Source organism: Rhodanobacter lycopersici (assembly GCF_040812335.1).
GTDB classification, from domain to species: Bacteria; Pseudomonadota; Gammaproteobacteria; order Xanthomonadales; family Rhodanobacteraceae; genus Rhodanobacter_A; species Rhodanobacter_A lycopersici.
The window spans coordinates 394,340-419,837 of sequence record NZ_JBFOHK010000001.1 but is presented as its reverse complement, the minus strand read 5'-3'; the positions used below and the strand labels follow the sequence as shown (position 1 = coordinate 419,837).

Sequence of the window (25,498 nt, the reverse complement as noted above, 5' to 3'; positions counted from 1 at the left end):
CCCGTAAGGACGCTCCATAGACACCCCAACCGGTGGATCGCTGTCGATACAGCCCTTCGCAGGGTTATGGCAGCCTTCCTTTCCCATTCTGGAATCAACATGACTGAAAGTTTTGCCGAACTGTTTGAACAGAGCCAGCAGGCCATCGCCAAGCTGAAGCCCGGCGCCATCGTCACCGGCATCGTGGTGGAAATCCGCAACGACGTCGTCGTGATCAACGCGGGCCTGAAGAGCGAAGGCATCGTCCCGATCGAGCAATTCAAGGGCGAGGATGGCACCCTCGAGGTGAGCGTCGGCGATCCCGTGAAGGTGGCCCTCGAAGCCCTGGAAGACGGTTTCGGCGAAACCAAGCTGTCGCGCGAGAAAGCCAAGCGCTCGATGGTGTGGGACGACCTCGAAGAGGCGTTCGACAAGGAAGAGACCATCAAGGGCATGATCTCCGGCAAGGTCAAGGGCGGCTTCACCGTCGACATCAAGGATGTCCGTGCGTTCCTGCCGGGCTCGCTGGTCGACGTGCGCCCGGTGCGCGAGCCGACCTACCTCGAGGGCAAGGAACTCGAGTTCAAGATCATCAAGCTCGACCGCAAGCGCAACAACGTGGTGGTCAGCCGCCGTGCCGTCGTCGAGACCGAGTTCTCCGCCGAGCGCGAGCAGCTGCTGGAGCGCCTGGTCGAGGGCGCCATCATCAAGGGCGTGGTCAAGAACCTCACCGACTACGGCGCGTTCGTGGACTTGGGCGGCATCGACGGCCTGCTGCACATCACCGATATGGCGTGGAAGCGCGTGCGTCACCCGAGCGAAGTCGTCAACGTCGGCGACGAGCTGGAAGTGCGCGTGCTGAAGTTCGACAAGGAGCGCAACCGCGTCTCGCTGGGCCTGAAGCAGCTGGGCGACGATCCGTGGGTGAACATCTCGCGCCGTTACCCGGTGAGCTCGCGCCTGTTCGGCAAGGTCTCCAACGTCACCGACTACGGCTGCTTCGTCGAGATCGAGCCGGGCGTCGAGGGCCTGGTCCATGTGTCCGAGATGGACTGGACCAACAAGAACGTCAACCCGGCCAAGGTGGTGCAGGTCGGCGACGAGACCGAAGTGATGGTGCTGGACGTGGACGAGGAGCGTCGCCGCATCTCGCTGGGCATCAAGCAGACCCGCTCCAACCCGTGGGAAGCCTTCGCCGCCATGCACAAGAAGGGCGACAAGGTCTCCGGCCAGATCAAGTCGATCACCGACTTCGGCGTGTTCATCGGCCTGGAAGGCGGCATCGACGGCCTGGTGCATCTGTCCGACATCTCCTGGCAGATGTCCGGCGAAGATCTCGTGCGCAACTTCAAGAAGGGCGACGAGATCGAGGCCGTGGTGCTGGCCGTGGATCCGGAGCGCGAGCGCATCTCGCTCGGCATCAAGCAGATGGAGCAGGATCCGTTTGGCCAGTTCATGGCCAACCACTCGCGCGGCAGCGTGGTCACCGGCACGGTGAAGGAAGTGGACGCCAAGGGTGCGGTGATCGACCTGGGCGAGGGCGTGGAGGGTTACCTGCGCGCCAACGACATCGCCAAGGAGCGCATCGACGACGCCACCCAGCACCTGAAGGTGGGTGACAAGGTCGAGGCCAAGTTCACCGGCATGGACCGCAAGGGCCGTCAGCTCTCGCTGTCGATCCGCGCCAAGGACGAAGAGGATGTGCAGGAAGCGCTGGCCGAGTATTCCTCGGCGGCCGGTGGCACCACCAAGCTCGGCGCGCTGCTCATGGAGCAGCTAAACAAGGCCGTGTACGCGTTGCGCAAGGGGCGCGGGGCGGCACGACCGCCCCGCGCCACGCAGCGTAGAGACACACGTCGCGGACATGGGGACCATGACCAAATCCGAATTGATCGAGGCGCTGGCCAGGCGCCAGACCCATCTTGCGTTTGCCGATGTCGAACTGGCGGTCAAGAGCGTGGTCGAGCAGATGAGCCAGGCGTTGTCCCAGGGCGAACGGATCGAGGTGCGCGGCTTCGGCAGCTTCGCGCTGCATTACCGGCCGCCGCGCATGGGGCGCAACCCCAAGACTGGCGACTCGGTGGCGTTGCCCGGCAAGCACGTACCGCACTTCAAGCCCGGCAAGGAACTGCGCGAACGCGTCAACCTGCGGCTGGAAGAAGCGGCGGCTGGCTGACGGCATACACGAAAGCACGATGCTCAAGGGCAGGCGGCGCGAGCCGGTCCTGCCTTTTTCTTTGCTTTTGCACTTGTCGCGGGAATCAGGCGGACGGCCCCTCATGACCGCACTTTCCATTTCTATCTTCACGGCTGAATCGCGGCAGCATGGCCGGGCCTGTTTGCTGCGCCATGCACGAACGATCGGGTAAAGTCGTCGAATGCGCTTGATCGTGATTATCGTCCTGGTGTTCTTCGCCGCCGCCGGCGTGGTGGTGGGCGCGCTCAACGCCGACCTGGTCGGTTATGATTTCGGCTTCGCCCGCCTGCAGCTGCCCAAGGGCGCGGCCCTGCTGGCCGCGCTGGTGCTTGGCTGGCTGCTTGGTGGCCTCACCGCGTGGCTGGGTGTGAGCATGCGGCACCGGCGCCTGCAACGGCGGCGGCGCAAGGAGGCCGGCAAGACGCCGGCCGGCGCATGATGCCCTGGTACGTGCTGCTGCCGCTGGCGATCGCGGCCTTCGCGCTGGGCTGGTGGGCTTCCCGCCGCATCAGCGCGCGGCGTTCCGGCGCCGCGGTCAACGAGCTTTCCTCGGACTATTTCCGCGGCCTGAACTACCTGCTCAACGAGGAGCAGGACAAGGCGATCGAGGTGTTCCTGCGCCTGGCCGAGTACAACCGCGACACGGTGGAGACGCATCTCGCGCTCGGCAACCTGTTCCGTCGCCGCGGCGAGGTGGATCGGGCGATCCGCCTGCACCAGCACCTGGTGTCGCGGCCGAACCTGTCCGAGCCGATGAAGACCGTGGCCCTGCTCGAACTGGGCGAGGACTACATGCGAGCGGGCCTGCTCGACCGTGCCGAGGCGCTGTTCTGCGACCTGGTGGCGATGAATGCCCATGCGCCCTCGGCATTGCGCCACCTGATCGCGATCTACCAGCACGAGCGCGACTGGAACAAGGCGATCGAGCACGCACGCCGGCTGGAGGTGATGACCGGCGAGGACGAGGCGCCGATGATCGCGCAGTTCTACTGCGAGCTGGCCGAGCGTTCGCGCCAGCATGGCGCCCGGGTCGAGGCGCGCGACTATCTCGAGCAGGCCTTCCGCTGCCAGCCGGATTGCGTGCGCGCCTGGATGCTGACCGGGCGACTGCAGGCCGAGGAAGGGCAGCACGCCGAGGCGGTGCAGGCCTACGAGGCGGCGATCGGTGCGGACATCGCGTTCGTCCCCGAGATCCTGCCGCCGCTGTTGAATAGCTATGCCTGTTCGCAGCAGATGGATCGCGCCGAGCGCTTCCTGCGCGAATTGCTGGAGCGCTACCACGGCATTTCACCAGTGCTGGCGCTGACCCGGCTGTACCAGCAGCGCGACGGTCAGCGGGCATCGGTGGGCTTCCTCACCGCGCAACTGCGCCAGCGCCCTTCGGTGCGCGGGCTCATGGCATTGATCGACGCCACCATGGACCGGATCGAGGGCGAGGCGCGCGAGAATTTCCTGATACTGCGCGACCTCACCAGGAAACTGCTGGAAGGGCAGGCGATGTACCGCTGCAGCCGCTGCGGCTTTGGCGCCAAGGCGCACCACTGGCAGTGCCCCAGCTGCAAGAGCTGGAGCACCATCCGGCCCATCCACGGCGTCGCCAACGAGTGACATCCGTGATCACGGCCATCGGATGGTTGCTGTTGTCGTTTCTCATTGCGTGGGTATCGGCGCGGGCGGCGATCGCCTATGCGCACCGCCGCGGCATGCTGGATCGTCCCGGTCAGCGACGGTCACACAGCATCCCCACCCCGCGCGGCGGTGGCATCGGCATCGTCGTCGCAAGTCTGGTGTGTCTACCCGGGGCACTGCTGGCGGGCACGGCAACGCCTTGGCCGCTCGGGGTAGTGGCCGGCCTGCTCGTGGCCCTGTTGCTGGTGGCACTGGCCGGTTGGTGGGACGACCATCGATCCCTGCCGATCCTGCCGCGCTTCGGTGCGCAGTTGCTGGCCGTGCTGCTGTTCACTGCCGGCCTGGGCGCCGGTGGCATGTCGTGGTGGTGGCTACCCGTGCTGTTGCTGGCCGGTGCCTGGAGCATCAACCTGCACAATTTCATGGACGGCATCGACGGCCTGCTGGCCCAGCAGGCGATGTTCGTGGGGACGGGGCTGGCATGGCTGGCGTGGAGTGATGGACAGCCGGGGCTGGCGCTGGCTGCTGCCTGCCTCGCCACGGCCAGTTTCGGCTTCTGGTGCCTGAACCGCTCGCCGGCACGCATCTTCATGGGCGACGTGGGCAGCGGCAGCGTGGGGCTGCTGATCTTCGCGATCACGGCGATGCTGTGGCAGACTGATGCGCGCTTGTTGTGGCCGGGGCTGATCCTGTCCTCGGCCTTTGTTGCGGATGCCAGCCTGACCCTGTTGACGCGCTTTTTCCGGGGGCGGCGCTGGTACACTGCGCACCGCGAGCACCTGTACCAGTGGCTGGTCAGGTGTGGTCTCACGCATGCCGGGGGAGGCGTGATCTACATGACATGGAACTTGCTGCTGGCGGCGCCGCTGGCTTGGTTGGCCTGGAGTCATTCTGGACTGGGCTGGCCGATTACCATGGCGACTTATGTGGTTGCGGCGGCGCTCTGGCTGCTGCTCAAGCGTCGCTGCCTGCGACGCCACTCGCCAAGGGATCGCCATGTCGCTGCGTAGGCTCATCGGCATCATCCATCCTCGCGTGGCCGTCATGTTGCACGACCTGGCCATGGCCGCGCTTGCCTGGTGGGTCGCCAAGCTGCTGCGCTACGCGGTGCGGCCGGAAGACGTGGTGCATTTCCGCTGGTTCGAGTTTCCGGTGGTACTGCTGGCACAAGGACTGATCTTCCGCTGGACTGGCCTGTACAAGGGCGTCTGGCGTTTCGCCAGCCTGCCGGACCTGTGGAACATCCTGCGTGCCGTGGTGCTTGGTTCGGCAGCGGCCTGGTTGCTGCTGTCGATGTTCGACCGGCTGGAGGGTGTGCCGCGTTCGATGCTGCTGCTGTATCCAGTGGTGCTGGCCATAGTGCTGGGCGTGCCTCGGCTGGCCTACCGTTACTGGAAAGACAGCCGCCGCGGCATGACCGGTGTGCATTCGGTGCGGCGGGTGATGATCCTCGGCGCGGATCGTGCCGGCGAGGTGCTGTCGCGCGATCTCCACCGGGATGGTGGCTACATGGTGGTGGGTTTCCTCGACGACCGCCCCGCATTGCGCGGCGCCAGCATCAACGGGTGTCCGGTGCTCGGGCAGTTCGATCAGCTGCCGGAGATCGCCCGCGAGGCGGCCGTGGAGATGCTGCTGATTGCCTTGCCAGCCGCCTCGGTGAGCGAGATGCGCCGAGTGGTGGCGCTGTGCGACGCCAGCGGCCTGCCGTACCGGACCATTCCGCGGCTGGAGGACGTGGTCGCCGGACGCGCGCAGTTCAACGAGATCAAGGAAGTAGCGATCGAGGACCTGCTCGGCCGCGACGCGGTGGAACTGGACTGGACTGCAATCCGCGAGACGATCAGCGGTCGTCGCGTGCTGGTCACCGGCGGCGGCGGCTCGATCGGCTCCGAACTGTGCCGCCAGGTGGCGCGACTGGGAGCCCAATCGCTGGTCGTGGTCGACCATAGCGAATACAACCTCTACCAGATCACCCGCGAATTGCGCGCAAATTATCCGGAGCTGCTGCTCGACGGCGTGCTGGCCAGCTGCGGCGACAGCGTGCTGATGCGCAAGGTGCTGGCCGAGGCTCAGCCGCAGGTGGTGTTCCATGCGGCTGCCTACAAACATGTGCCGATGCTGCAGGGGCAGCTGCGTGCCGCCTTCCTCAACAACGTGCTGGGTACGCGCACCATGGCCGACCTCGCGCGCGACGCGGGCGTCGAGTGCTTCGTGCTGATCTCCACCGACAAGGCGGTCAACCCAACCAGCGTGATGGGGGCCTGCAAGCGCATCGCGGAAATCTGGTGCCAGAACCTCGATGCGCATGCCAACACCCGCTACATCACGGTGCGTTTCGGCAACGTGCTCGATTCGGCTGGTTCGGTGGTGCCGCTGTTCCGCCAGCAGATCCGCGAAGGCGGCCCGGTCACCGTGACCCATCCGGAAATCTCGCGTTATTTCATGACCATCCCCGAGGCCTGCCAGCTGATCCTGCAGGCGGCCAGCCTCGGCAAGGGTGGCGAGATCTTCGCGCTGGACATGGGCGAGCCGATGAAGATCCGCGATCTCGCCGAACAGATGATCCGGCTGGCCGGCAAGAAGCCGGGCAGCGAAATCCCCATCGTCTACACCGGCCTGCGTTCGGGCGAAAAGCTGTTCGAGGAGCTGTTCCACCCGCTGGAACAGTACAGCGCCACCACGCACGCGAAGATCTTCCTGGCGCAGCATCGCCAGGTGTCGTGGGAGTTGCTGCAGGCCATGATGCACAAGGCGGCCGAGATGGTTGCTACGGACAACGACGAAGAACTGCGGCGCTGCGTGTCGAGCCTGCTGCCCTCGTTCCGCTGGAGCGAAACGGCGCAACCGGACAACGTGGTCTCGATCCGCCGTCAGGAAACAGGAGAGAAGTGAGTGAGCAAGCCCCTGCGCAAGGTGGTGTTCCCCGTGGCCGGCCTTGGTACGCGTTTCCTGCCTGCCACCAAGGTGGTTGCCAAGGAAATGCTGCCGGTGCTGGACAAGCCGCTGATCCAGTATGCGGTAGACGAGGCCGTCGACGCCGGTGCTGACACGCTGATCTTCGTCACCAACCGTTACAAGCACGCCATCGCCGACTACTTCGACAAGGCCTACGAGCTGGAGGCGAAGCTGCAGGAGAAGGGCAAGGACGCGCTGCTCGCCTTGGTGCAGGGCACGCTGCCGAAGCACGTGCGCGCGATCTTCGTCACCCAGCCCGAAGCGCTGGGCCTGGGCCACGCCGTGCTGTGTGCCAGGCCGGTGGTGGGCGACGAGCCGTTCGGCGTGATGCTGCCCGACGATCTGATCTGGAATGGTGCCGGCAAGGGTGCGCTGCGCCAGATGGCCGAGGCCGGTGAGCGGGAACATGCCGGCGTGATCGCGGTGGAGGAAGTGCCGCGCGAACAGACCGACAAGTACGGCATAGTCGATGCCGTGCCGGTGGACGAGCGCAGCGCGCGCATCCGCCACGTGGTGGAAAAGCCCAGGCCCGCCGAGGCGCCGTCCAATCTCGCCGTGGTGGGCCGCTACGTGCTGCCGGGGCGCATCTTCGAGCTGCTGGAACGCACCACGCCGGGTGCTGGTGGCGAGATTCAGCTCACCGACGCCATCGAGGCGCTGCTCAAGGAACAGGGCAAGGTGCTGGCCTGGCGTTTCGAGGGCACCCGCTTCGACTGCGGCAACAAGGCCGGCCTGGTGCGTGCCACCATGCACATGGCGCTGCAGGACCCGAGCCTGGCACCGGTGGTGCGAGAGATCGCCGCCACACTCTGACGCCCTGCATCAGATCCAGATACCACGCGCACCCGCAATCCTCGCTATGCTCGGCCTCTTGCCGTCGCACAGGGGCGTTCGCGCATGAAGCAACCACCAGTTCCGTCGTACTACCGCGCCACGGCCACGCCGTACGAGGCGTATGCACCGCTGCAGGGGCGGCAGGAAACGCGCATCGCCATCGTGGGTGGTGGTTATGCGGGGCTCAATACCGCATTGGGCCTGGCCGAGCGTGGCATGCGCGACGTGGTGTTGCTGGAACGTGAGCAGATCGGTTTCGGTGCTTCCGGGCGCAACGGCGGTTTCGTGTTCGCCGGCTACTCGCTGGGCGAGCAGGCGCTGCTCGACCAGCTCGGCGAGGCACGTGCCCGTGCACTGTTCGACCTCACCACGGCAGCGGTGCAGCGTATCCGCGAACGCGTGGCGTCCTATGCCATCGCCTGTGACGCGGTGGACGAGGGCGTGATCTGGGCCAACTGGTTCCGCGATCCCGGTGTGCTGCGCCGGCGCCAGCAACTGCTGGCCGACCGTTACGACGTGCACTGGGGCTGGCTGTCGCAGGAAGAGCTGCGCGAGCGCGTGCAGAGCGAGCGTTATCACGACGGCCTTTACGAGCGCAACGCGTTGCACCTGCATCCGCTCAACTACGCGATCGGCCTTGCCGCGGCTGCAAGCGGGCTGGGCGTGCGCATCCATGAGGAGAGCGAAGTGTGGCGCCTGCAGCGCGAGGGTTCGCGCTGGCTGCTCAGCACGCCGCACGGCGAACTGTTGGCCGAGCAGGTGGTACTGGCCTGCGGCGGCTACCTTGCCGGACTCCGCAAACGCATCGATCGTGCCGTGCTGCCCATCGCCACGTACGTGATGGTCACCGAACCGCTGGGCGATCGCCTCACCGAATGCCTCGCTACGCGCGCGGCGGTCTACGACAGCCGCTTTGCCTTCGACTACTACCGTCCGTTGCCCGACACGCGCCTGCTCTGGGGCGGCCGCATCTCCATCCGCAACCGCCCGCCGCAGGCAGTGCAGCGCCTGCTCAGGCATGACTTGTCGCGGGTGTTCCCGCAGCTCAAGGATGCGAAGATCGATTACGCATGGTCGGGCCTGATGAGCTACGCGCGCCACCAGATGCCGCAGCTCGGTCGGGGCGAGGGCGAGGATGCCGGCCTGTGGTGGGCGCAGGCCTTCGGCGGCCACGGTCTCGCACCGACCTGCGCGGCGGGCGAACTGCTGGCTGCGGCGATCGCCGAAGGCGACGAGGGTTGGCGCCAGTTCGCGGACTACGGGCTGGCCAGCACGCACAAGCCCTTCGGCCTGCTCGCCGCGCAATGCAGCTACTGGTGGCAACAGGCACGTGACGGATTCAAGACGAGGCTGGAAGGATGAGCGAGACGAACGAGACGAGCCAGGCGAGCGAGATCGGCTGGGCCGACTTCGAGAAAGTGCTGATCGTGGCCGGTACCGTGACCAGGGTGGAAACCTTTCCCGAGGCACGCAAGCCGGCGTGGAAGGTATGGGCCGACTTCGGCCCCTACGGTGAGAAGAAGACCAGCGCGCAGGTCGTGGCGCTGTACAAGGCCGAGGATCTGGTGGGCCGGCAGATCGTGGGCGTGATCAACTTCCCCGAGAAGCAGATCGGCCCGTTCCGCTCGCAGTTCCTGCTTACCGGCTTTCCCACACCCGACGGCGTGGTGCTCACCGCGATCGAGCGCCCGGTGCCCAACGGCACGCGGCTGGCCTGAGATGGCTATGCTGCGCGCGGCACGTGTCGAGGACGCCGCAGAGGTTGCACGGCTGGCCGGCGAGCTCGGTTATCCGGTGGAAACGGCGGCGATGGCCGCCCGGCTGCGCGCGATCCTGCCGTTGCCGCAACATCGCGTGACGGTGGCACAGGGCGGGCACGGCAGCCTGCTTGGCTGGATCGCGGTCGAACGGCGATTCTCGCTGGAGTCGGGCGAGCGCATCGAGATCGTGGGGCTGGTGGTGGATGCCGCCGCGCGCGGCGGCGGTGTCGGTCGCGTGCTGGTGGCGGATGCGGAGCAGTGGGTGCTTGCGCAGGGTTTCGACGCGATCGGCGTGCGTTCGAACGTGATGCGCGAAGGTTCGCATCCGTTTTACGAGAGCCTTGGGTTTGCACGGGTGAAGACGCAACACATGTATCGCAAGGTACTGGAGTGATGCCAGCGGCTTTGATTGCATTTGTCGCAAGCGACTAGGTGGTCTCGAGCTGCTGCCGCGGCCCGGGTTGCTTTCTCTCTTTGCGTGCGCAACGAGAAGGAAGCACCCCGATGCAGCGCTCCCCAGGCCTCCTGCCCTGCGAGTGCGTGAGGTGTGGCCGTATGGTCTATCGCGTAGGCGGGAGTGGCTCCAAAACCCTCGATACAGCCTGCTTGCAGTACCGGCGGATTGAACCAGGCCATTTCCCTGGGTTGCTTCTCTGGCTCCGGACATCCCGCTCTCCGCCCTTCGGGCCGGCAGGCGCCCGAGACCGCTCTGTCATCTGCGATCACGCCAGCAAAAACCGCGGCAACATCAAGCATCGCCTGTTGGCCGATCCAGCCACACCTCCAATCCCTGCGCATTCAATTCGATATCCATCGACAGCAACGCGACCAGCGCCTCGCGCCCCCGCGTCCAGCCATGCGCAACGGCGCGTTCGGCGTACAGGTCGGTCAACGCCTCGGCCATCGCGGCATGCCGATCCGGTTTGCCGTGCGCGGCGTGCGCGATCGCCACCATCGCGTCGATCTGCGTGTGCAGGTCGTCGGCGAGGCGCGCCACGCCTTCGACGCGACCGTAATGGGTGAGGTGCATCGCCGTCGGGTCCAGCGCGACGAGGCGGCGGATCGAGGCGTGCAGCGCCACGGGATCGAACTGCACCGGCGAGGTGGTGGGCAGGACGAAGGGGCCGTTCGCGGTATCGAAGTCGCGGTAGGACAGGCCGAACACGTCACCCGTGAAACAGGTATTGCTACGCACATCGTGCACCGCGAGATGGTGTTTCGCATGGCCGGGCGTGTCGAGACAATGCAGGGCGCGTCCGGCGAGATCGACGACATGGCCATCAGGCGCCTCGACCACGCGTTCGACGGGCACCGGGCGCAGGCGGCCGTAGGTCGACTCCATCACGCTCTCGCCGTAGACCGCGCTGGCGCCGGCCCAAAGCTTCGCGGGGTCGATCATGTGCCGCGCACCGCGCGGGTGCACCACCAGCTTCGCGTTCGGCAGCCGCGCGACCAGTTCGCCGGCACCGCCGGCATGATCCAGGTGCACGTGGGTGAGGATCAGCCAGTCCACGTCGGCAGGCGCGAGGCCGGCATTGTCCAGCGCGGCCAGCATGCGCGGCACCGCGTAGTTGGTGCCGCAGTCGATGAAGGCGCCGCGGCCACGTTCCACGATGAGATAGGCCGCATCGAAGCGTGGCCGCACGAAGCCGGTGTCGATGGTGTGGATGCCTTGTGTTGCCGTCATGCCCGATCCCTTCGCCGTGAAGGCGGCAGCGTAGCAAACGCGCGCCGGGCGCTCCGTTGAACCTTGGTCGAAACCAATACGAAGCCGTATGGTGGGTGGTGCAGCCATGTGCGAAAATTGTGTCAACCTTACGTAAATTCGTCCGTTTATCTGGCGTTGATACAACGCGCCAGCAGCGCCCACACAGGGGGCATACCCATGCAACGCATCTTCATCGTCGGCTGCCCGCGTTCCGGTACCACGCTCGTGCAGGCCATGTTGGCGCGGCATCCGGCCGTGCTGACCCTGCCGGAGACGGCATTCTTCGAACACCTGTGCGGCGATCTCAGGTGGCGCTGGGGCGATCGCGACGCCAGGCCGCAGCGACGACGCCTGCGGCAGCGGCTGGGGTTCGCGCACAAGCGGGCGCGTGTGGCGCTGGCGACATTGCAGCGCCGGATGTCGTGCGAAACGACGAGGCGCCCGTGGCCTTTGCGCACCGAAAGCTGCGTGCGCCGTTTCATCGACATGCTCGACGCACGTGCGCAAGCCGAAGGGCGCTCGGCCTGGGTCGAAAAGACGCCGTATCACCTGCTCTACATTCCCGAGATCGAGCGCCATGTGCCGGATGCACGCTTCGTGCACGTGATCCGTCCCGGCGAGGACGTGCTGGCCTCGATCGCGGATGCGAACATGCGCTACGAGAACAACAATGCTTTCGGCGGTGGCACCTTGCACTGGTCGCGACGCTGGAACCGTGCCGCCCAGATCCATCGTGAGTACGCGCAGCAACCACACCACCATTTCGTCTTTCTCGACGACCTGACCCGCGACTTGCAGCGCGAATGGCGTCGCCTGTGCGCCTTCCTGCACATCGATGTCACGGCGGAGCTTGATGCCAGCTGCGACCAGTCGATTGCCGATCTGCGCAACGAGCCGTGGAAGCGCGAGGCGGTGAGCGGTCTTCCCGGAAAGGCCAGGCGCAAGGCCGAAAACATGTTCGGGCCGCAGGTGCGCGAGTGGCTGCATCGGCAGCTGACGCCGTACGAGGAATTGCGCCGCAGTTGCAAGGGGTGCGAGGAGCAGGGCGAGCGCAGCGTCCGCTACCTGTTCCGCTGACGCGCCAGGCTGGCCTTCCTTCGCGACCGGTCCGGGCGCCTGGTCGCGGGGACATCCTCCGCCTGTCGTCCCGGGCAAGACCGGCCGAAGCCGTATACGCTATCCCGCGCGTGACGGGGTGAGGGCATCGCAACGGCAATCGCATCCTTCAGACGGGGAGGGGATGGCATGAATTTCGACAGGAAATACCTGGTGTGGGCGTTGGGTTATCTGATCGTCGGCATGGGCCTGGGCCTGTACATGGCGGCATCGAAGAACCACGCGCAACTGGTGACACACGCACACATCCTGATGGTCGGTTTCGCGGTGTCTTTCATCTACGGCATCATCCACCGGCTGTGGCTGAAGCAGCCCGGCAAGACGCTGGCCACCATCCAGTTCGCGCTGCATCAGGCAGCCGCTTTCGCGATGTGCACGGGATTGCTGCTGCTCTACGGCGGCGTGCTGCCGGAGTCCACGCTCACGCCGCTGTTGGGTGCCGGCTCGCTGGGTGTATGGCTGGCTGCCCTGTTGATGATCTGGCTGGTGCGCCAGTCGGGCCGGACTACATCCGCGGCATTGCGCTGATCCTCGATTGACGCACGCTCAGCGCTTCACGCTGGCGTCCTTCCGTCGCAGGCGATGGACGCTGGTGTGAAGCGCCGTCACGCCGGCTTCCCGGAACCGCGGCTCGCTGTCGAGGATGTCGCGCCGGTCCAGCACGCTCATGTCCCAGTCGCGGCTGAACAACGCATCGACGTTGCCGGCGTCGACCGAGAACGGTGGGCCGTCCATCTCCCGCTGCGGATACTCCAGCGTGACCATCAGGCCCTGGCAGCCGGCGGGCAGGCGCGCATAGACCTCGCGCGCATAGCGTGCCCGCAGCAGCGGGGGCAGCGCGACCACGGCGGCGCGGTCATAGAACGCGGTGCAACTTGCGAGCGTGGCGTCGTCCAGCGCGAACACATCGCCCTGGATGATTTCGATGTTGCCGGCCACGTGGTGCACGCCTATGGGGGACCGATGCCGTGCGGTCGCCAGGCCATGCTCGGCGAAGAACTGCTCCACGGCCAGCGGCGACAGCTCCACGCCCAGCACGCTGTGGCCCTGCGCGGCCAGCCAGGCCATGTCCGGCGTCTTGCCGCACAGCGGTACCAGCACGCGGCAGTCCTTCGGCAAGGCCAGTGCGGGCCAGTGTTTCAGCAACAGTGGCAACGGCTGCTCGCGGTGGAAGCCGATGCGGCCCTCGCGCCATTGCTGCAGCCAGAATTCCGCTTGCATGGTTTGTGCTCCATCGGATGGCGTCGAGCCAGAGTTTGTCAGGCTTCCCACGCCAGCATGATCTTGCCGATATGCATGCTGCTCTCCATCAGTGCATGTGCGCGATCGGCCTCGCGGGCGGGCAGCACGGTATGGACCACCGGGCGTACCCTGCCGGCTTCCAGCAATGGCCAGACCGCATGGTGCAACTCGCGGGCGAGGCCGGCCTTGAAGGCCACGGGCCGGTTGCGCAGGGTGGAGCCGGTGAGGGTGAGCCGTCGTCGCATCAACAGGCCGGCATCGATGCGTGCCTCGCGTCCGCCCATGGTGGCGATCAGCACCAGCCGGCCACCCTCGGCCAGCGCGTCCAGTTCGCGCGGGACGTAGTCGCCCGCCACGTTGTCGAGGATCACGTCCACGCCCCGACCGTCGGTAGCCTGCTTCACTTCGGCCACGAAGTCTTGCGTGCGGTAGTTGATGGCCTGCTCCGCGCCAAGCTTCTCGCAGGCGGCGCATTTCTCCGTGTTGCCGGCGGTGGCAAACACGCGATGGCCGAACGCGCGCGCCAGCTGGATCGCGGTGACGCCGATGCCGCTGGAGCCGCCCTGCACCAGCAGGCTTTCCCGCAGGCCGCCTTCGCCACGGCCCAGCCGGCCGCGCACGAACACGTTGTTCCATACGGTGAAAAAGTTTTCCGGCAACGATGCCGCCTCGACCATCGAACAGCCCTTCGGTACCGGCAGGCACTGCGCGAGCGGCGCCACGGCATATTCGGCGTAGCCGCCGCCGGCGAGCAGGGCGCACACGGCATCGCCCGGCCGCAGGCCGAACGGGTTGTCACCGTCGAAGTCGCCTTCGACCAGGATGCCGGCCACCTCCAGCCCCGGCAGGTCGGAGGCGCTGGGCGGCGGCGCGTAGTGGCCCTGTCGTTGCAATACATCCGGCCGGTTCACGCCCGAGGCCGAGACCTTGATCAAAACCTCGCCAGGACGTGGCTGCGGTATCGGGCGTTGTACAAGCTGCAGTACGTCAGGTTCACCGAAACGGGTGATCTCGATGGCTTGCATGACGGGCATGTTGATTCCTGGCGCTGCGCAGATTGCTTCTTCAGTGGAGGTGCTTGTCTGCCGGCGCAAGGGTCAATTTGCAGCATCGGTCTGAAACCGCCGTCAGGTGAGCGGATTGTCCTTTGGCACGAGCGTGATGGAGCCATCGACGTGGTTCATGACTCCTCCATGGCCGGGGATGGAAGCGACTCGTGCGAGGTGGCCGCATGCGACCGGGGACGCAACAGGCTGCCACCCAGCACGGCGGCCAGCGTGGCAAACAGGGCGCCGGCGAGGAAGGCGGACTGGTAGCCGCCCACCAGCGCCACGGCCTGCGAGTTGCCCGTCGCCAGCAGGCGATCGCTGTGTGCCGCAGCAAGACTGGCCAGCACTGCCAGACCCAGTGCACCACCCATCATGAAGGATGTGTTGACGATGCCCGAGGCCAGCCCGGACTCCTCCGGCGGCACATCGCCCATCGCCGCCAGCAGTACCGGGTTGAACGCAATGCCGGCGCCGAGGCCGAGCAACAGCATGCCGGGCAGCACATCCGTCGCGAAATGTCCGTCCACCGGCGCCCGTGCGAACAGCGTCAACCCCGACGCGGCCAGCAGCAGGCCGATGGCCAGCGGCACGCGGATGCCGAAGCGCATCACCATCTTCGCCGACAGGCCCAGCGAGAACGCCGCCATGATCAGGTTGGCCGGCAGGAAGGCCAGCCCCACCTGCAGCGGCGGATAGCCCAGCACCCACTGCAGGTACAGCGCGGAGAGAAAGAACCACGCGAACATCGCCGCTGCCCACAGCACACCGGTGGCGTTGGCCACCGCGATGTTGCGCAGGCGAAACAGGGTGAGCGGCATCAGCGGCGCGCGCACCCTCGACTCAACGAACAGGAAGGTCGCCAGCAAGACCAGGGCGACGCCGAGCAGGCCCAGCGTGCGCACCGACAGCCAGCCCGCCGCATTGCCGTTTACCACTGCATACACCGCCAGCAGCAACGCAGCGGTGACGCTTACCGCTCCGGCCACATCCAGATGCCGGTGCGCCAGCGCCACGCGCAGCGTCGGCAGCAGGCGCAACGAAAGCAGCAACACCGCCACACCAATCGGCAGGTTGATCAGGAACACCCAGTGCCAATTCAGCGCGCCAGTCAGCGCGCCGCCGAGCAGGGCGCCGAGGCTGCCGCCGCCGGAACAGACGAAACCGTACACGCCCATCGCCTTGGCGCGGTCACCGGGCGTGGTGAACAGGTTCATGATCAGCGACAGCGCCACTGCGGTGACCACGGCGCCGCCCAGTCCCTGCACGCCGCGCGCCACCACCAGCATCGTGCGCGTGGCGGACAACCCGCAGGCCAGCGAGGCCAAGGTGAACAGCGCGATGCCCAGCAGGAACAGCCGCCGGTGGCCGTACAGGTCGCCCAGCCGGCCGCCCAGCAGCAGGAAGCCGCCGAAGGTGAGCATGTAGGCGTTCACCACCCAGGCCAGGTCGGTCTCGGTGAAGCGCAGGTCGGCGCGGATCGATGGCAGCGCCACGTTCACCACCGTGGTATCCAGCACGATCATCAGCACGCCCAGGCACAGCACGGCGAGCGCCAGCCAGCGGCGGTCGTGCGGCGCGATTGCGGAAGCAGCAACGTTCACGGCGTGTCCCCGCAACAGGAAGCAGTCGCTGCGACAGGCGCAGGCGCTTCATCGTAGCGGTCGTGCAGGCGCTGCCATCCCATGCCCTTGCCGTCGAGGTCGGGCATGCCGCCCCAGCCCTCGCCGCGGCCGAACGGCGTGAGGTCGAGGTAGTGATAGGTAGTCAGCAGCATGTCCAGCCCGCGGGCATAGCTGGAATAGCTGTGGAAGACCTGCTCGCCGTCGCGCAGGAACACGCTGACGCCAGGTAGTTCGCCCGCGAGGTTGCCTTGCTCGCCGCGCGCGAGCATCTCGGCCTGGTCGCGGTAGTTGTATTCCACCGGCGCCACCGCCTCGTCCTGGCTCACGTGGAAGTCGTAGTTGAAGTCGCTGCCCCAGGACGAATACCACGGCAGCGTCCAGCCCATGCGCACCTGGAAGCGCAGCAGCTCCGCCAGCGGCGCGCGCGAGACCAGTGCGAGCGTGGTGTCGCGCGCGTGCAAGTGGGCGAGGTGGCCGAGGTTGTCCACCAGGAAGGAGCAGCCGTGGCAGCCCTCGCCGCGGTCGCGGTGGAACATGAAGTGGTAGACGATCAGCTGGCGCCGGCCTTCGAACAAGCCGAGCAGGGTGGCTTCGCCGTCCGGCGTGTCGAACAGGTAGGGCTTTTCCACCGGCACCATCGGCAGGGCGCGGCGTTGCGCGTTCAGCCGGTCCAGCATGCCGGTGGCGGCCTTCTCGGCAGCGAGCAGTTCCTTGCGGGCGGTCAGCCAGGCTTCGCGGCTGGCAATGGCGGGGAGTGTCGGCATCGTGCGTCTCCAGGTTCGGGGATTCCTGGAGGCGACGAACGGGGCAGGTTGGAATCGACAACGCCCCGTGGTCACCCGGTCGCCGCCACGGCAACCGGGCGAAGCTTCAGGCGGCCACGTCCACCAGCACCAGCTCGACATCTTCCAGCGCGGTGACGCGCAGGCTGCGCTCGTCGCGGATCGCCGCGCCGTCGCGGGCTTCCAGCTTCACGCCGTTCAATTCCACCGAGCCGCGGGCCGGCACCAGGTAGCCGTGGCGACCCGGCGCCATGGCGTATTCCGCCGTCTCGCCGGCCTTCAGCGTGGCGCCCAGCACGCGCGCATCGGTGCGCAGGGGCAGGGCGTCGGCATCGCCGGGGATGCCGCTGGCCAGCGCCACGAAACGCCCGGCCCGTTCGCCCCTAGGGAACGGCCGCGTGCCCCACGACGGCGGCTGGCCGTGCGCATCGGGGATGATCCAGATCTGGAAGATGCGCGTGGTCTCGTCTTCCATGTTGTACTCGGCATGGGTGATGCCGCTGCCCGCGCTCATCACCTGCACGTCGCCCGCCACGGTGCGGCCCTTGTTGCCGAGGCTGTCCTGGTGGCTGATCGCACCCTCGCGCACGTAGGTGACGATTTCCATGTCCGCATGCGGATGCGGCGGGAAGCCGGTGTGCGGCGCGATGGTGTCGTCGTTCCACACGCGCAGCGCGCCCCAGCCCATGTTCGCCGGGTCGTGGTAGCTGGCGAACGAGAAGTGGTGCTTCGCCTTCAGCCAGCCGTGGTCGGCGTTGCCGAGGCGGTCGAAAGGCCTGCGTTCGATCATGGGAATGCCCTCATGGATGGATGGGCACAGCATGGGGCTCGGCGTGGTGCAGGGGAACCGGCAGCCAGTGAACGGATTGTTTCCGCCGTGAGCCTCAGCGTGCGGTCCCAGTGAGTGTCAGCACCAGTCCCACACAGGCGCCAAGGCAGGTGATCGCCAATACCGCGCGGAACACATGCAGCAGCCAACCGCCTCCCGCGCAGCGCACGCCGAACAGGAACGCCGCCAGCGCGGCCACGAACAAGGCACTGCCGACGGCGACCAACGCAGGCGAGACCCGCAGTGTTCCGGCGATCACCCCGGCATTGCCGGCGTTGAACAACAGCCATTCGCCGGCGCGCCAGCGCGGCGCGGGCGGTTGCGCCGGCAACAGGGCCTGGCCCAATCCCAGCACGCCTTGCGCCACGCCGGCCACCAGCACTAGGTAGGCCACCATCCACACCAGCGGGCGGGTCGGCGCATGGGCCACCGCGGCGGCCACGAAGCCGGCGATCAACAACGCAACCAATGCCGTCAGCAGGAATGGCCACGCCACATCCAGGCGTTTGCACGGGCCGGAAGGGAACGGGGCATTCATGCGATTCTTTCCGTTGACAACGCGTCGGCACGCCACGCAGTGACGGGGGCGGCCAGCGCCGCGACCTGCGCATGCCAGTGTTCCAGTGCGCAGGCGTCCTCGTCGTCCACCTCGATGCGTGGGAACCACGCCTGCGCGCCGTTGGCCTGAAGCCACGCGTCGAGCGTGCGGCCGAAGCCGCAGAAGTCTTCGTAGCCGCGATCGCCCAGCGCCAACAGGCCGTAGTGCAGTTGCGCGAGCGATGCGGATTGCACCATCACCATGTGGCTGAAGGTCTCTGCCATGTCCGGCCGATCACCGTCATACGTGGTGCTGACGAGGAACAGCACCTGGCTGGCGGATTCCAGCATGGCCCTGTCCAGCGCCTCGAAATCCACGACCTGCGATGCGACACCCGCGCCGCGCAATTGCTCGTGGGTGGCTGCGGCCAGATCCTCGGCCACACCGGTCTGCGAGGCATAGGCGATCAGCACCGGGTCCGGCACGAAACGCATACCCGTGACGGGTTCGGCCGGCGCCGCTGGGCGGCTGCCGGCCGGTTCACCGATCAGCTCCTGCAACCACACGGGTTGAAACATGCCCATGACGTCTGTCGTTGTTCCTGCTGCCTGCGATTCATCCTAGCCGCCGGCGTCTGGAGCGCGCTGATATGGGTCAAGCGTCGTCCGCGCTGGAATTCCGGCTCGCGCGGCCGCATATTCCAGTGTCAGCCATAGCGTGCGGAGGTTCCCATGGCTACCGGATGGGCCGGCGACGGCGCCGTGCAGGACCAGATCGATGCCACCGTTGCCGATGCGGTGCAGCGCGCCCGCAGCCAATTGAAGCGTGGGCCCAGCCTCGCCCGCTGCGAGGAATGCGACGCGCCGATTCCCGAGGCGCGCCGCCAGGCCGTGCCCGGCGTGCGCCTGTGCGTGGCCTGCCAGGAGGCGCAGGACGCCGAACGCGCCGCCAACCTCTACAACCGCCGCGGCAGCAAGGACAGCCAGCTGCGCTGAGCGCCCGCACTTCCGCGCATTCATGCAAGACCCAGCGCGATTGCGCGACACTTCGCCTCTTTGCTCCCCGCGAGGCGCGTGATCTTGCCCGATTCCCTTCTTTCCCGCGGCGCGACGCTGTTGCTGGCTGTGGTGGGCTGCGCACTGACGGTTCCGGCGATGGCGAAGTCGAAACCGTCCCCTGGCTTCGACGGCCCACTCACCGTGCACCTGCGCAGCGACAGCATCACGCTGCGCATGGCCAAGGCGCCGCAGCTTTACCTGGCGGGCACCATCAATGCCGCCGCGGTGGAACAGCTGCGCAGGCTGCTGCAGTCGGACAAGGCCCCGCCGGGCACGGACGTCTACCTCGACTCGTCCACCGGCGATGCCGCCGCGGGCATGGAACTCGGCAGGCTGTTCCGCGCCGCGCGCTTCAACACGCACCTGGGCACCTGGCATACGGGTTCCGCGCCCGCGCTGCCGGCGACCTGCCTGGATGCCTGCGCCTACGCCTGGCTGGGCGGCGTGTACCGCTGGTCGCCCAGCGGTACCGACCGCATCGGCCTGCACGAAAACCTGCTGCCGAACCGTGACACCGCCTCACCCGGCGCACCGTCGCCCACGGAGCTGCGCAGCTACATCGCTGCGATGGACGTGCGGCCCGAGCAGGTTGCCCAGGTCAGCAACCTGGTGATGAACGGCATTGCCTGGTGGAACACGGAGCAACTGCTGCCCGCGCAGGTGGCGAACAACGGCCGCCTGCCGCTGGAGGCGTCCTACCAAAAGGCTCCCGGCGACGCTCCCACCCTGCTGCTCTCGCAGATCGTGCGCGGCCATGAGAACCAGGTCACCCTGCAATGTGCACCCGGCCAGATCACCGTGAGCGCCCGCTACGCCGTGGGCGGCGAACGCGCCCCGAACCTGGCTGCGCGTGCGATGTATGCCTATTTCGAGGTGGGCGGACAGGCCTGGGAACCACGGCTGGGCAAGCGCCCGCAGGCCGATGGCGATGCGCTGGTATTCGAACGGCAGATGCCGTTCGCTCAACTCGCGCCCATGCTGCACGCCGGGTCGCTGGCCGCCTGGATCGAGATCACCGGCAGCCCAGTGCGGCTGGGGTTCTGGATCGCACCGTCATCGGCCGAAAAACTCACGCAACCGTTCTATGCGGATTGCCAGGCGCTGCAGCCGGGCTACGTGCCGCCGAAGGCGCCTGCGGAACAGGCCAAGCCGTCGTTCTGGAAACGGATCACCAGCAAGTTGCGGCACCAGTGAGCTTGCCTCCCGGTTGACCCGGGTGGCGTGGGCCGCGCACGTCACGTCGCATCCATTGCGACGGCGCACGTCGATCCTGCCGCGGGCCGCGCCGGTGCATGGCATCATCCGAGGCTGCGTCGACCTCATGCGTCGTGCCACCGGTGCGTCGGCGCATGGGGGAGCGTCCGCAGTTGCAGTCCAGGTGGCAGATGGACGTGCCCGACCCCGAGCTGCGTCGGGCATTCGAGGCGCAGCAGGCCAGTCACGGATAAGGCCGGACCAAGGTGGAAGCGCAGACGGCACCGCATTGTTGCGGTGCCGTCTGCGCTTCGGGCGGAAGTCACTGGATGCCAGCCTGACCCGCCTCGCTGTCGAGGCGGGTCAGGCTGGCAATGACGTAAAACTTAAAGCGCCTCGAAGATCCCCGCCGCACCCATGCCGGTGCCAATGCACATCGTCACCATGCCGTACTTCTGCTTCCTGCGGCGCAGGCCGTGCACCAGCGTGGCGATGCGCACCGCGCCGGTGGCGCCGAGCGGGTGGCCGAGGGCGATGGCGCCGCCGACCGGGTTGACCTTGCTGGGGTCGAGCTTGAGGTCGCCCATCACGGCCAGCGCCTGCGCGGCGAAGGCTTCGTTGAGTTCGATCCAGTCCAGCTGGTCCTGGGTGATGCCGGTCTGCTTGAGCGCCTTGGGGATCGCTTCCTTCGGGCCGATGCCCATGATCTCGGGCTTGACGCCGGCGACGGAGAAGCCGACGAAGCGGGCCAGCGGCTGCAGGTTGTATTCCTTGATCGCTTTTTCGCTGGCGAGCAGCACGGCGCCGGCGCCGTCGGACATCTGCGAGGAGTTGCCGGCGGTGACGGTGCCGCCGAACTGGCCGTTGCGGAACACGGTCTTGAGTTTGCTCAACACCTCGAGTGTGGTGCCGGCGCGCGGGCCTTCATCGGCGGCGATGCTGCGGCTGTCGGTGACGATGCTGCGGGTGGCGAGGTTCGGGTAGTGGTCGTCCAGTGCGAACGGGCTGATCTCGTCGTTGAACTCGCCGGCGGCCTGGGCGGCCAGTGCACGGCGGTGGCTTTCCACTGCGAACGCGTCCTGCTGCTCGCGGCTGACCTTCCACTGCTTGGCCACGTTCTCGGCGGTGATGCCCATGCCGTAGGCGATGCCGATGTGTTCGTTGCTGAAGATCGCGGGGTTCATCGCGATCTTGTGGCCCATCATCGGCACCATGCTCATGCTTTCGGTGCCGCCGGCGAGCATCAGGTCGTCCTCGCCGAGGCGGATGCGGTCGGCGGCCATCGCCACGGCCTGCAGGCCGGACGAGCAGAAGCGGTTGATGGTGACGCCCGGCACGGTGTCGGGCAGGCCGGCCAGCAGCACGCCGATGCGCGCCACGTTCATGCCTTGCTCGGCCTCGGGCATGGCGCAGCCGATGATGGCGTCGCCGATGCGGTGCGGATCGATGCCCGGCGCCTGAGCCATCACGGCCTTGATGACGTGGGCCAGCATGTCGTCAGGACGGGTGTTGCGGAATACGCCGCGCGGCGCCTTGCCGACCGGGGTGCGGGTGGCGGCGACGATGTAGGCGTCTTGCACTTGCTTGGTCATGATTTTGCTCCGTGGCGTCGCGCTTTCAGCGGCGACGCTTTCAGTTTTTGATCGTCATTCCGGCGCAGGCCGGAATCCAGTCGTAGCAGTGATCGGTTTTCGCCACTGGATCCCGGCCTGCGCCGGGATGACGTGCCTGTGAAGTTCGGTCAGTTCCTGAGCGGCTTGCCGGTGGTCATGGTGTGTGCGATGCGGGCCTGGGTCTTTTCGGTCTTTGCAAGCTCCACGAAGTGCTTGCGCTCCAGTTCCAGCAACCATTCCTCGTCCACGAGCGAGCCGCGTTCCACGCTGCCGCCGCACAAGGTGTCGGCGATGCGGGTGGCGATGGCCACGTCGTGCTCGGAGGCGAAGTAGCCGGCCTGCAGGTTGGCCAGCGAGGCCTTGAAGGTGGCGGTGCCCACGTCGCCGGCGACCGGAATGGCGCGCTGGTACAGCGGCGGGCGGTAGCCGGAGTCGGCCAGCGACAGCGCCACCTTCTTCGCCACGTAGAGCAGCTCGTAGGCGTTGAACACCACCACGTCGCTGTCGCGCAGCAAGCCCATGTTCTTCGCCTCGATGGCGCTGGGCGAGACCTTGGCCATCGCCACCGTCTCGAACACCTTCTTCAGCGATTCGAACGGATCGGCCGGGTTGGCCTTGGCTGCGCGCACGGCCAGTTCGTGCAGGCCGCCACCGGCGGGCAGCAGGCCCACGCCGGCTTCGACCAGGCCGATGTAGCTTTCCAGCGCGGCCACGGTGCGCGCGGAGTGCATCTGGAACTCGCAGCCGCCGCCCAGGGCGAGGCCGCGCACGGCGGAGACCACCGGCACCAGCGCGTGCTTGATGCGCATGCTGGTGCGCTGGAAGTTGGCGACCATCTTCTCGAAGTCGTCGAACTTGCCGGCCTGCAGCAGGCCCAGCGCGCCCTTGAGGTCGGCGCCGGCGGAGAACGGTTCGCCGTTCTGCCAGATCACCACGGCCTTGAGTTTTTCCTCGGCGATGCCGATGGCATGCTGGATGCCGTCGAGCACCTGGTCGTTGACCGTGTGCATCTTGGTCTTGAACGAGATGATGCCCACGCCGTCGTCGCCCAGCGTCCACAGGCGAACGCCGTCGTTCTCCCAAACCGTGCTGCCCTGGTCGAACTGCTCGTCCAGGATGGGATCGGGGAACAACTGGCGCGCGTAGACCGGCTGCGCGGAACGCGGCTTGTAGCTGCTGGACGCTGCGGACCAGGAGCCGTCCTTGCCGTGCACGCCGGCGCGGCCGTCCAGCACCCACGCGGGCAGCGGTGCCTTGCTCATCGCCTTGCCGGCGTCGATGTCTTCCTGCACCCACTGCGCCACCTGCTGCCAGCCGGCGGCCTGCCAGGTCTCGAACGGGCCGAGCTTCCAGCCGTAGCCCCAGCGGATCGCGAAGTCGACGTCGCGCGCCGTATCCGCGATGTCGGCAAGATGGTAGGCGGTGTAGTGGAACAGGTCGCGGAAGGTGGCCCACAGGAACTGCGCCTGCTTGTCGCCGGAGGCGCGCAGCTGGGCGAACTTCTCGGCCGGGTTCTTGATCGCGAGGATCGCGGCGACTTCATCCGAAGCCTTTTGCTCGGAGGCGCGGTAGTCCTGCTTGGCGACGTCGAGCACCACGATGTCCTTGCCGGCCTTGCGGTAGAGGCCGGCGCCGTTCTTCTGGCCAAGCGCGCCCTTCCCGATCAGCGCGGAGAGCCACGCCGGCGCCTTGAAGTAGGCGTGCCACGGGTCGTCGGGCAGGGTGTCGGCCATGGTCTTGATGACGTGCGCCATGGTGTCCAGGCCCACCACGTCGGCGGTGCGGTAGGTGGCGCTCTTGGGGCGGCCCACGGCCGGGCCGGTGAGCGCATCGACCACGTCGAAGCCCAGCCCGAACTGTTCGGTGTGGTGCATGGTGGCCAGCATCGAGAACACGCCGATGCGGTTGCCGATGAAGTTCGGCGTGTCCTTGGCGATCACCACGCCCTTGCCGACGGTGGTGACGAGGAAGGTTTCCAGGCCCTCGACCACCTTCGGGTCGGTGAGGCGGGTGGGGATCACTTCGACCAGGTGCATGTAGCGCGGCGGGTTGAAGAAATGCACGCCGCAGAAGCGGTGGCGCATCTCCTCTGGCAGCGCCTCGGCGAGGCCGTTGATCGACAGACCCGAGGTGTTCGATGCCAGCACGGCGGTGGGCGAGACGTGCGGGGCGATCTTCCTGTAGAGGTCCAGCTTCCAGTCCATCCGCTCGGCGATCGCCTCGATCACCAGGTCGACGTCCTTGAGGTGGCCCATGTCCTCGTCGTAGTTCGCCGGGATGATCGCGCTCGCGAGGTCCTTGTCGGCCAGCGGCGCGGGCGACAGCTTGGCCAGGTTGGCGATCGCCTTGAGCGCGATGCCGCTCTTCGGGCCGTCCTTGGCGGGCAGGTCGAACAGCACGGTCTCGACGCCGGCGTTGGTCAGGTGCGCGGCGATCTGCGCGCCCATGACGCCGGCGCCCAGCACGGCAGCCTTGCGGATGCGCAGTGTCGGGGTGGAAGTGGATGGAGCGGTCATCAGGATTCTCCAGTCAGAGACTGCTTGGGAGTACGAACGAAAGCCGTTCAAGATGGGCGCGCGACCGTGGCCGCACGGTGAAGTCAGGTGGCATTGAGGCCGGCGGCGGCGAAGCGGATCAGGTGCTGCACGGTCTGCTCGCGGTGGGCGCGTTCGCTGACGTCGCTCTTGCGCTGGATGATGCCGAAGCCGGACATCGCATGGGTCAGCGCCCCGGTCGCCAGGTCGATGCGCCAGTACAGCTCCTCCTTGCTCAGCCGCGGCAGCAGCCGGGCGAACTCGGCGGTGAACTGGCGCATCACGTGGCCGTAGTTCTCGGACAGGAATTTGCGCAGGCTGTCGTCGTGCTCGGCGAAGGCGCGCGCCAGCACGCGCATGAACAGCGAGCCGCTGTCGTCGTGCGAGAGCTCCAGGGCAGGGCGGATGAAGGCATCGAGCACATCCTCCAGCCGGGTGTCGGGCTGGCCGGCCACCTTGGCCAGCGCGGCCAGGCGCTGGGCGTTCAGTGCGTCCAGACGGCGCCGGAACACCTGTTCGACCAGCTTCTCCTTGGAGCCGAAGTGGTAGTTGACCGCGGCGAGATTGACCCCGGCAGCGCTGGTCAGCTGGCGCAGCGAGGCGCCGTCGAAGCCGCGCTGGGCGAACAGGGTCTCGGCGGCGCCGAGTATGCGTTCCTTGGTGGAGCCGGTGCGGTTCACGGATCGGTTCTTCCCATGTGGCCAAGGGATGTCGTTCAAACGATCGTTTGAGCATACGCGGGCGGCTTCGCTGCCGTCAAACCATGGGGCTGGCCGGTCCGTCGTCGACTTGCGAATGAGGTAGAATCTGTCAAACTTCGCAGGCTAAACCCGCATTCCGAGTCGGTTTTGGCCGATTC

At 67.0% G+C, this 25,498-nt stretch carries 24 protein-coding genes and 1 pseudogene; 14 read left to right on the top strand and 11 right to left on the bottom strand.

Features of this window, described 5'->3' with window-relative positions:
- Positions 1-99 precede the first annotated feature (99 nt).
- The 10 genes and pseudogenes from rpsA to ABQJ54_RS01810 all read left to right on the top strand — a co-directional run.
- A pseudogene (gene rpsA, locus ABQJ54_RS01855) lies at positions 100-1,761 on the top strand (30S ribosomal protein S1); the annotation flags it as partial.
- 91 nt (positions 1,762-1,852) lie between these two features.
- Positions 1,853-2,155: an integration host factor subunit beta gene (locus ABQJ54_RS01850; RefSeq protein ID WP_367853548.1), complete on the top strand. Its 303-nt coding sequence runs from the start codon at positions 1,853-1,855 to the stop codon at positions 2,153-2,155.
- Between the two features lie 202 nt (positions 2,156-2,357).
- Positions 2,358-2,615, top strand: a complete 258-nt coding sequence (locus ABQJ54_RS01845) for a lipopolysaccharide assembly protein LapA domain-containing protein (protein WP_367852580.1) — start codon at positions 2,358-2,360, stop codon at positions 2,613-2,615.
- Positions 2,612-3,784: a lipopolysaccharide assembly protein LapB gene (lapB, locus tag ABQJ54_RS01840; protein WP_367852579.1), complete on the top strand. Its 1,173-nt coding sequence runs from the start codon at positions 2,612-2,614 to the stop codon at positions 3,782-3,784. The genes ABQJ54_RS01845 and lapB overlap by 4 nt, the downstream gene beginning before the upstream one ends.
- A 32-nt stretch (positions 3,785-3,816) precedes the next feature.
- Positions 3,817-4,815 (top strand): MraY family glycosyltransferase, encoded by a 999-nt coding sequence (locus tag ABQJ54_RS01835; protein ID WP_367852578.1) that lies wholly within the window; start codon positions 3,817-3,819, stop codon positions 4,813-4,815.
- Positions 4,802-6,697, top strand: a complete 1,896-nt coding sequence (locus ABQJ54_RS01830) for a polysaccharide biosynthesis protein (RefSeq protein ID WP_367852577.1) — start codon at positions 4,802-4,804, stop codon at positions 6,695-6,697. Before ABQJ54_RS01835 ends, ABQJ54_RS01830 begins: the two co-directional genes overlap by 14 nt.
- A complete protein-coding gene (galU, locus tag ABQJ54_RS01825; RefSeq protein ID WP_367852576.1) occupies positions 6,698-7,573 on the top strand; it encodes a UTP--glucose-1-phosphate uridylyltransferase GalU in 876 nt (291 codons plus the stop codon).
- An 84-nt stretch (positions 7,574-7,657) separates the two neighbouring features.
- Positions 7,658-8,956 (top strand): NAD(P)/FAD-dependent oxidoreductase, encoded by a 1,299-nt coding sequence (locus tag ABQJ54_RS01820; protein WP_367852575.1) that lies wholly within the window; start codon positions 7,658-7,660, stop codon positions 8,954-8,956.
- Positions 8,953-9,312, top strand: coding sequence for a tRNA-binding protein (locus ABQJ54_RS01815; protein WP_367852574.1), 360 nt, complete (start codon positions 8,953-8,955; stop codon positions 9,310-9,312). The genes ABQJ54_RS01820 and ABQJ54_RS01815 overlap by 4 nt, the downstream gene beginning before the upstream one ends.
- A gap of 1 nt (position 9,313) precedes the next feature.
- Positions 9,314-9,748, top strand: coding sequence for a GNAT family N-acetyltransferase (locus tag ABQJ54_RS01810; RefSeq protein WP_367852573.1), 435 nt, complete (start codon positions 9,314-9,316; stop codon positions 9,746-9,748).
- Positions 9,749-10,102: 354 nt separating this feature from the next.
- On the opposite strand, the gene ABQJ54_RS01805 is transcribed toward ABQJ54_RS01810, so the two are convergent.
- Entirely contained in the window at positions 10,103-11,041 is a 939-nt protein-coding gene (locus ABQJ54_RS01805) for an MBL fold metallo-hydrolase (protein ID WP_367852572.1), read from the bottom strand.
- A 198-nt stretch (positions 11,042-11,239) separates the two neighbouring features.
- Between ABQJ54_RS01805 and ABQJ54_RS01800 the strand changes: the two genes are divergently transcribed.
- Positions 11,240-12,139, top strand: a complete 900-nt coding sequence (locus ABQJ54_RS01800) for a sulfotransferase family protein (protein WP_367852571.1) — start codon at positions 11,240-11,242, stop codon at positions 12,137-12,139.
- Between the two features lie 168 nt (positions 12,140-12,307).
- Positions 12,308-12,706, top strand: a complete 399-nt coding sequence (locus ABQJ54_RS01795; protein WP_367852570.1) for a TonB-dependent receptor — start codon at positions 12,308-12,310, stop codon at positions 12,704-12,706.
- Positions 12,707-12,724: 18 nt separating this feature from the next.
- On the opposite strand, the gene ABQJ54_RS01790 is transcribed toward ABQJ54_RS01795, so the two are convergent.
- The 7 genes from ABQJ54_RS01790 to ABQJ54_RS01760 all read right to left on the bottom strand — a co-directional run bounded on the left by ABQJ54_RS01790 (position 12,725) and on the right by ABQJ54_RS01760 (position 18,824).
- Complete coding sequence (locus ABQJ54_RS01790) at positions 12,725-13,399, bottom strand: thiopurine S-methyltransferase (protein WP_367852569.1); 675 nt, start codon at positions 13,397-13,399, stop codon at positions 12,725-12,727.
- Between the two features lie 38 nt (positions 13,400-13,437).
- Positions 13,438-14,445, bottom strand: coding sequence for an NAD(P)H-quinone oxidoreductase (locus ABQJ54_RS01785; protein WP_367853547.1), 1,008 nt, complete (start codon positions 14,443-14,445; stop codon positions 13,438-13,440).
- A gap of 155 nt (positions 14,446-14,600) precedes the next feature.
- Positions 14,601-16,070 (bottom strand): DHA2 family efflux MFS transporter permease subunit, encoded by a 1,470-nt coding sequence (locus tag ABQJ54_RS01780; RefSeq protein WP_367852568.1) that lies wholly within the window; start codon positions 16,068-16,070, stop codon positions 14,601-14,603.
- Positions 16,067-16,855, bottom strand: a complete 789-nt coding sequence (locus ABQJ54_RS01775) for a DUF899 domain-containing protein (RefSeq protein WP_367852567.1) — start codon at positions 16,853-16,855, stop codon at positions 16,067-16,069. Before ABQJ54_RS01775 ends, ABQJ54_RS01780 begins: the two co-directional genes overlap by 4 nt.
- Before the next feature lie 106 nt (positions 16,856-16,961).
- Positions 16,962-17,663 carry a pirin family protein gene (locus ABQJ54_RS01770; protein WP_367852566.1) on the bottom strand — a complete coding sequence of 234 codons (702 nt, stop codon included), beginning with the start codon at positions 17,661-17,663 and terminating at the stop codon, positions 16,962-16,964.
- Positions 17,664-17,757: 94 nt separating this feature from the next.
- A complete protein-coding gene (locus ABQJ54_RS01765) occupies positions 17,758-18,240 on the bottom strand; it encodes a hypothetical protein (RefSeq protein WP_367852565.1) in 483 nt (160 codons plus the stop codon).
- The gene (locus ABQJ54_RS01760) at positions 18,237-18,824 is read right to left on the bottom strand and encodes a flavodoxin domain-containing protein (RefSeq protein WP_367852564.1); all 588 of its coding nucleotides are present in this window, start codon (positions 18,822-18,824) and stop codon (positions 18,237-18,239) included. The genes ABQJ54_RS01765 and ABQJ54_RS01760 overlap by 4 nt, the downstream gene beginning before the upstream one ends.
- A gap of 147 nt (positions 18,825-18,971) precedes the next feature.
- Here ABQJ54_RS01760 and ABQJ54_RS01755 point away from each other — a divergent pair, with 147 nt between their 5' ends.
- Positions 18,972-19,235 carry a DksA/TraR family C4-type zinc finger protein gene (locus ABQJ54_RS01755; protein WP_367852563.1) on the top strand — a complete coding sequence of 88 codons (264 nt, stop codon included), beginning with the start codon at positions 18,972-18,974 and terminating at the stop codon, positions 19,233-19,235.
- A gap of 84 nt (positions 19,236-19,319) precedes the next feature.
- Complete coding sequence (locus ABQJ54_RS01750; RefSeq protein WP_367852562.1) at positions 19,320-20,492, top strand: hypothetical protein; 1,173 nt, start codon at positions 19,320-19,322, stop codon at positions 20,490-20,492.
- A gap of 386 nt (positions 20,493-20,878) precedes the next feature.
- On the opposite strand, the gene ABQJ54_RS01745 is transcribed toward ABQJ54_RS01750, so the two are convergent.
- The 3 genes from ABQJ54_RS01745 to ABQJ54_RS01735 form a co-directional block, all read right to left on the bottom strand.
- Positions 20,879-22,084, bottom strand: a complete 1,206-nt coding sequence (locus tag ABQJ54_RS01745; protein ID WP_367852561.1) for an acetyl-CoA C-acyltransferase — start codon at positions 22,082-22,084, stop codon at positions 20,879-20,881.
- 149 nt (positions 22,085-22,233) lie between these two features.
- Positions 22,234-24,621 carry a 3-hydroxyacyl-CoA dehydrogenase/enoyl-CoA hydratase family protein gene (locus tag ABQJ54_RS01740; protein ID WP_367852560.1) on the bottom strand — a complete coding sequence of 796 codons (2,388 nt, stop codon included), beginning with the start codon at positions 24,619-24,621 and terminating at the stop codon, positions 22,234-22,236.
- A gap of 83 nt (positions 24,622-24,704) precedes the next feature.
- Positions 24,705-25,319 carry a TetR/AcrR family transcriptional regulator gene (locus ABQJ54_RS01735; RefSeq protein ID WP_367852559.1) on the bottom strand — a complete coding sequence of 205 codons (615 nt, stop codon included), beginning with the start codon at positions 25,317-25,319 and terminating at the stop codon, positions 24,705-24,707.
- Positions 25,320-25,498 lie beyond the last annotated feature (179 nt).

What these genes read in the sequence shown, in the direction of transcription:
- ABQJ54_RS01765 (WP_367852565.1), bottom strand. Translation starts at nt 18,240, where the DNA reads ATGAATGCCCCGTTCCCTTCCGGCCCGTGCAAACGCCTGGATGTGGCG.
- lapB (WP_367852579.1), top strand. Translation starts at nt 2,612, where the DNA reads ATGATGCCCTGGTACGTGCTGCTGCCGCTGGCGATCGCGGCCTTCGCG.
- ABQJ54_RS01845 (WP_367852580.1), top strand. Translation starts at nt 2,358, where the DNA reads ATGCGCTTGATCGTGATTATCGTCCTGGTGTTCTTCGCCGCCGCCGGC.
- ABQJ54_RS01740 (WP_367852560.1), bottom strand. Translation starts at nt 24,621, where the DNA reads ATGACCGCTCCATCCACTTCCACCCCGACACTGCGCATCCGCAAGGCT.
- ABQJ54_RS01775 (WP_367852567.1), bottom strand. Translation starts at nt 16,855, where the DNA reads ATGCCGACACTCCCCGCCATTGCCAGCCGCGAAGCCTGGCTGACCGCC.
- ABQJ54_RS01820 (WP_367852575.1), top strand. Translation starts at nt 7,658, where the DNA reads ATGAAGCAACCACCAGTTCCGTCGTACTACCGCGCCACGGCCACGCCG.
- ABQJ54_RS01790 (WP_367852569.1), bottom strand. Translation starts at nt 13,399, where the DNA reads ATGCAAGCGGAATTCTGGCTGCAGCAATGGCGCGAGGGCCGCATCGGC.
- ABQJ54_RS01755 (WP_367852563.1), top strand. Translation starts at nt 18,972, where the DNA reads ATGGCTACCGGATGGGCCGGCGACGGCGCCGTGCAGGACCAGATCGAT.
- ABQJ54_RS01805 (WP_367852572.1), bottom strand. Translation starts at nt 11,041, where the DNA reads ATGACGGCAACACAAGGCATCCACACCATCGACACCGGCTTCGTGCGG.
- ABQJ54_RS01810 (WP_367852573.1), top strand. Translation starts at nt 9,314, where the DNA reads ATGGCTATGCTGCGCGCGGCACGTGTCGAGGACGCCGCAGAGGTTGCA.
- ABQJ54_RS01800 (WP_367852571.1), top strand. Translation starts at nt 11,240, where the DNA reads ATGCAACGCATCTTCATCGTCGGCTGCCCGCGTTCCGGTACCACGCTC.
- ABQJ54_RS01745 (WP_367852561.1), bottom strand. Translation starts at nt 22,084, where the DNA reads ATGACCAAGCAAGTGCAAGACGCCTACATCGTCGCCGCCACCCGCACC.
- ABQJ54_RS01815 (WP_367852574.1), top strand. Translation starts at nt 8,953, where the DNA reads ATGAGCGAGACGAACGAGACGAGCCAGGCGAGCGAGATCGGCTGGGCC.
- ABQJ54_RS01850 (WP_367853548.1), top strand. Translation starts at nt 1,853, where the DNA reads ATGACCAAATCCGAATTGATCGAGGCGCTGGCCAGGCGCCAGACCCAT.
- ABQJ54_RS01770 (WP_367852566.1), bottom strand. Translation starts at nt 17,663, where the DNA reads ATGATCGAACGCAGGCCTTTCGACCGCCTCGGCAACGCCGACCACGGC.
- ABQJ54_RS01785 (WP_367853547.1), bottom strand. Translation starts at nt 14,445, where the DNA reads ATGCAAGCCATCGAGATCACCCGTTTCGGTGAACCTGACGTACTGCAG.
- ABQJ54_RS01795 (WP_367852570.1), top strand. Translation starts at nt 12,308, where the DNA reads ATGAATTTCGACAGGAAATACCTGGTGTGGGCGTTGGGTTATCTGATC.
- ABQJ54_RS01760 (WP_367852564.1), bottom strand. Translation starts at nt 18,824, where the DNA reads ATGGGCATGTTTCAACCCGTGTGGTTGCAGGAGCTGATCGGTGAACCG.
- ABQJ54_RS01830 (WP_367852577.1), top strand. Translation starts at nt 4,802, where the DNA reads ATGTCGCTGCGTAGGCTCATCGGCATCATCCATCCTCGCGTGGCCGTC.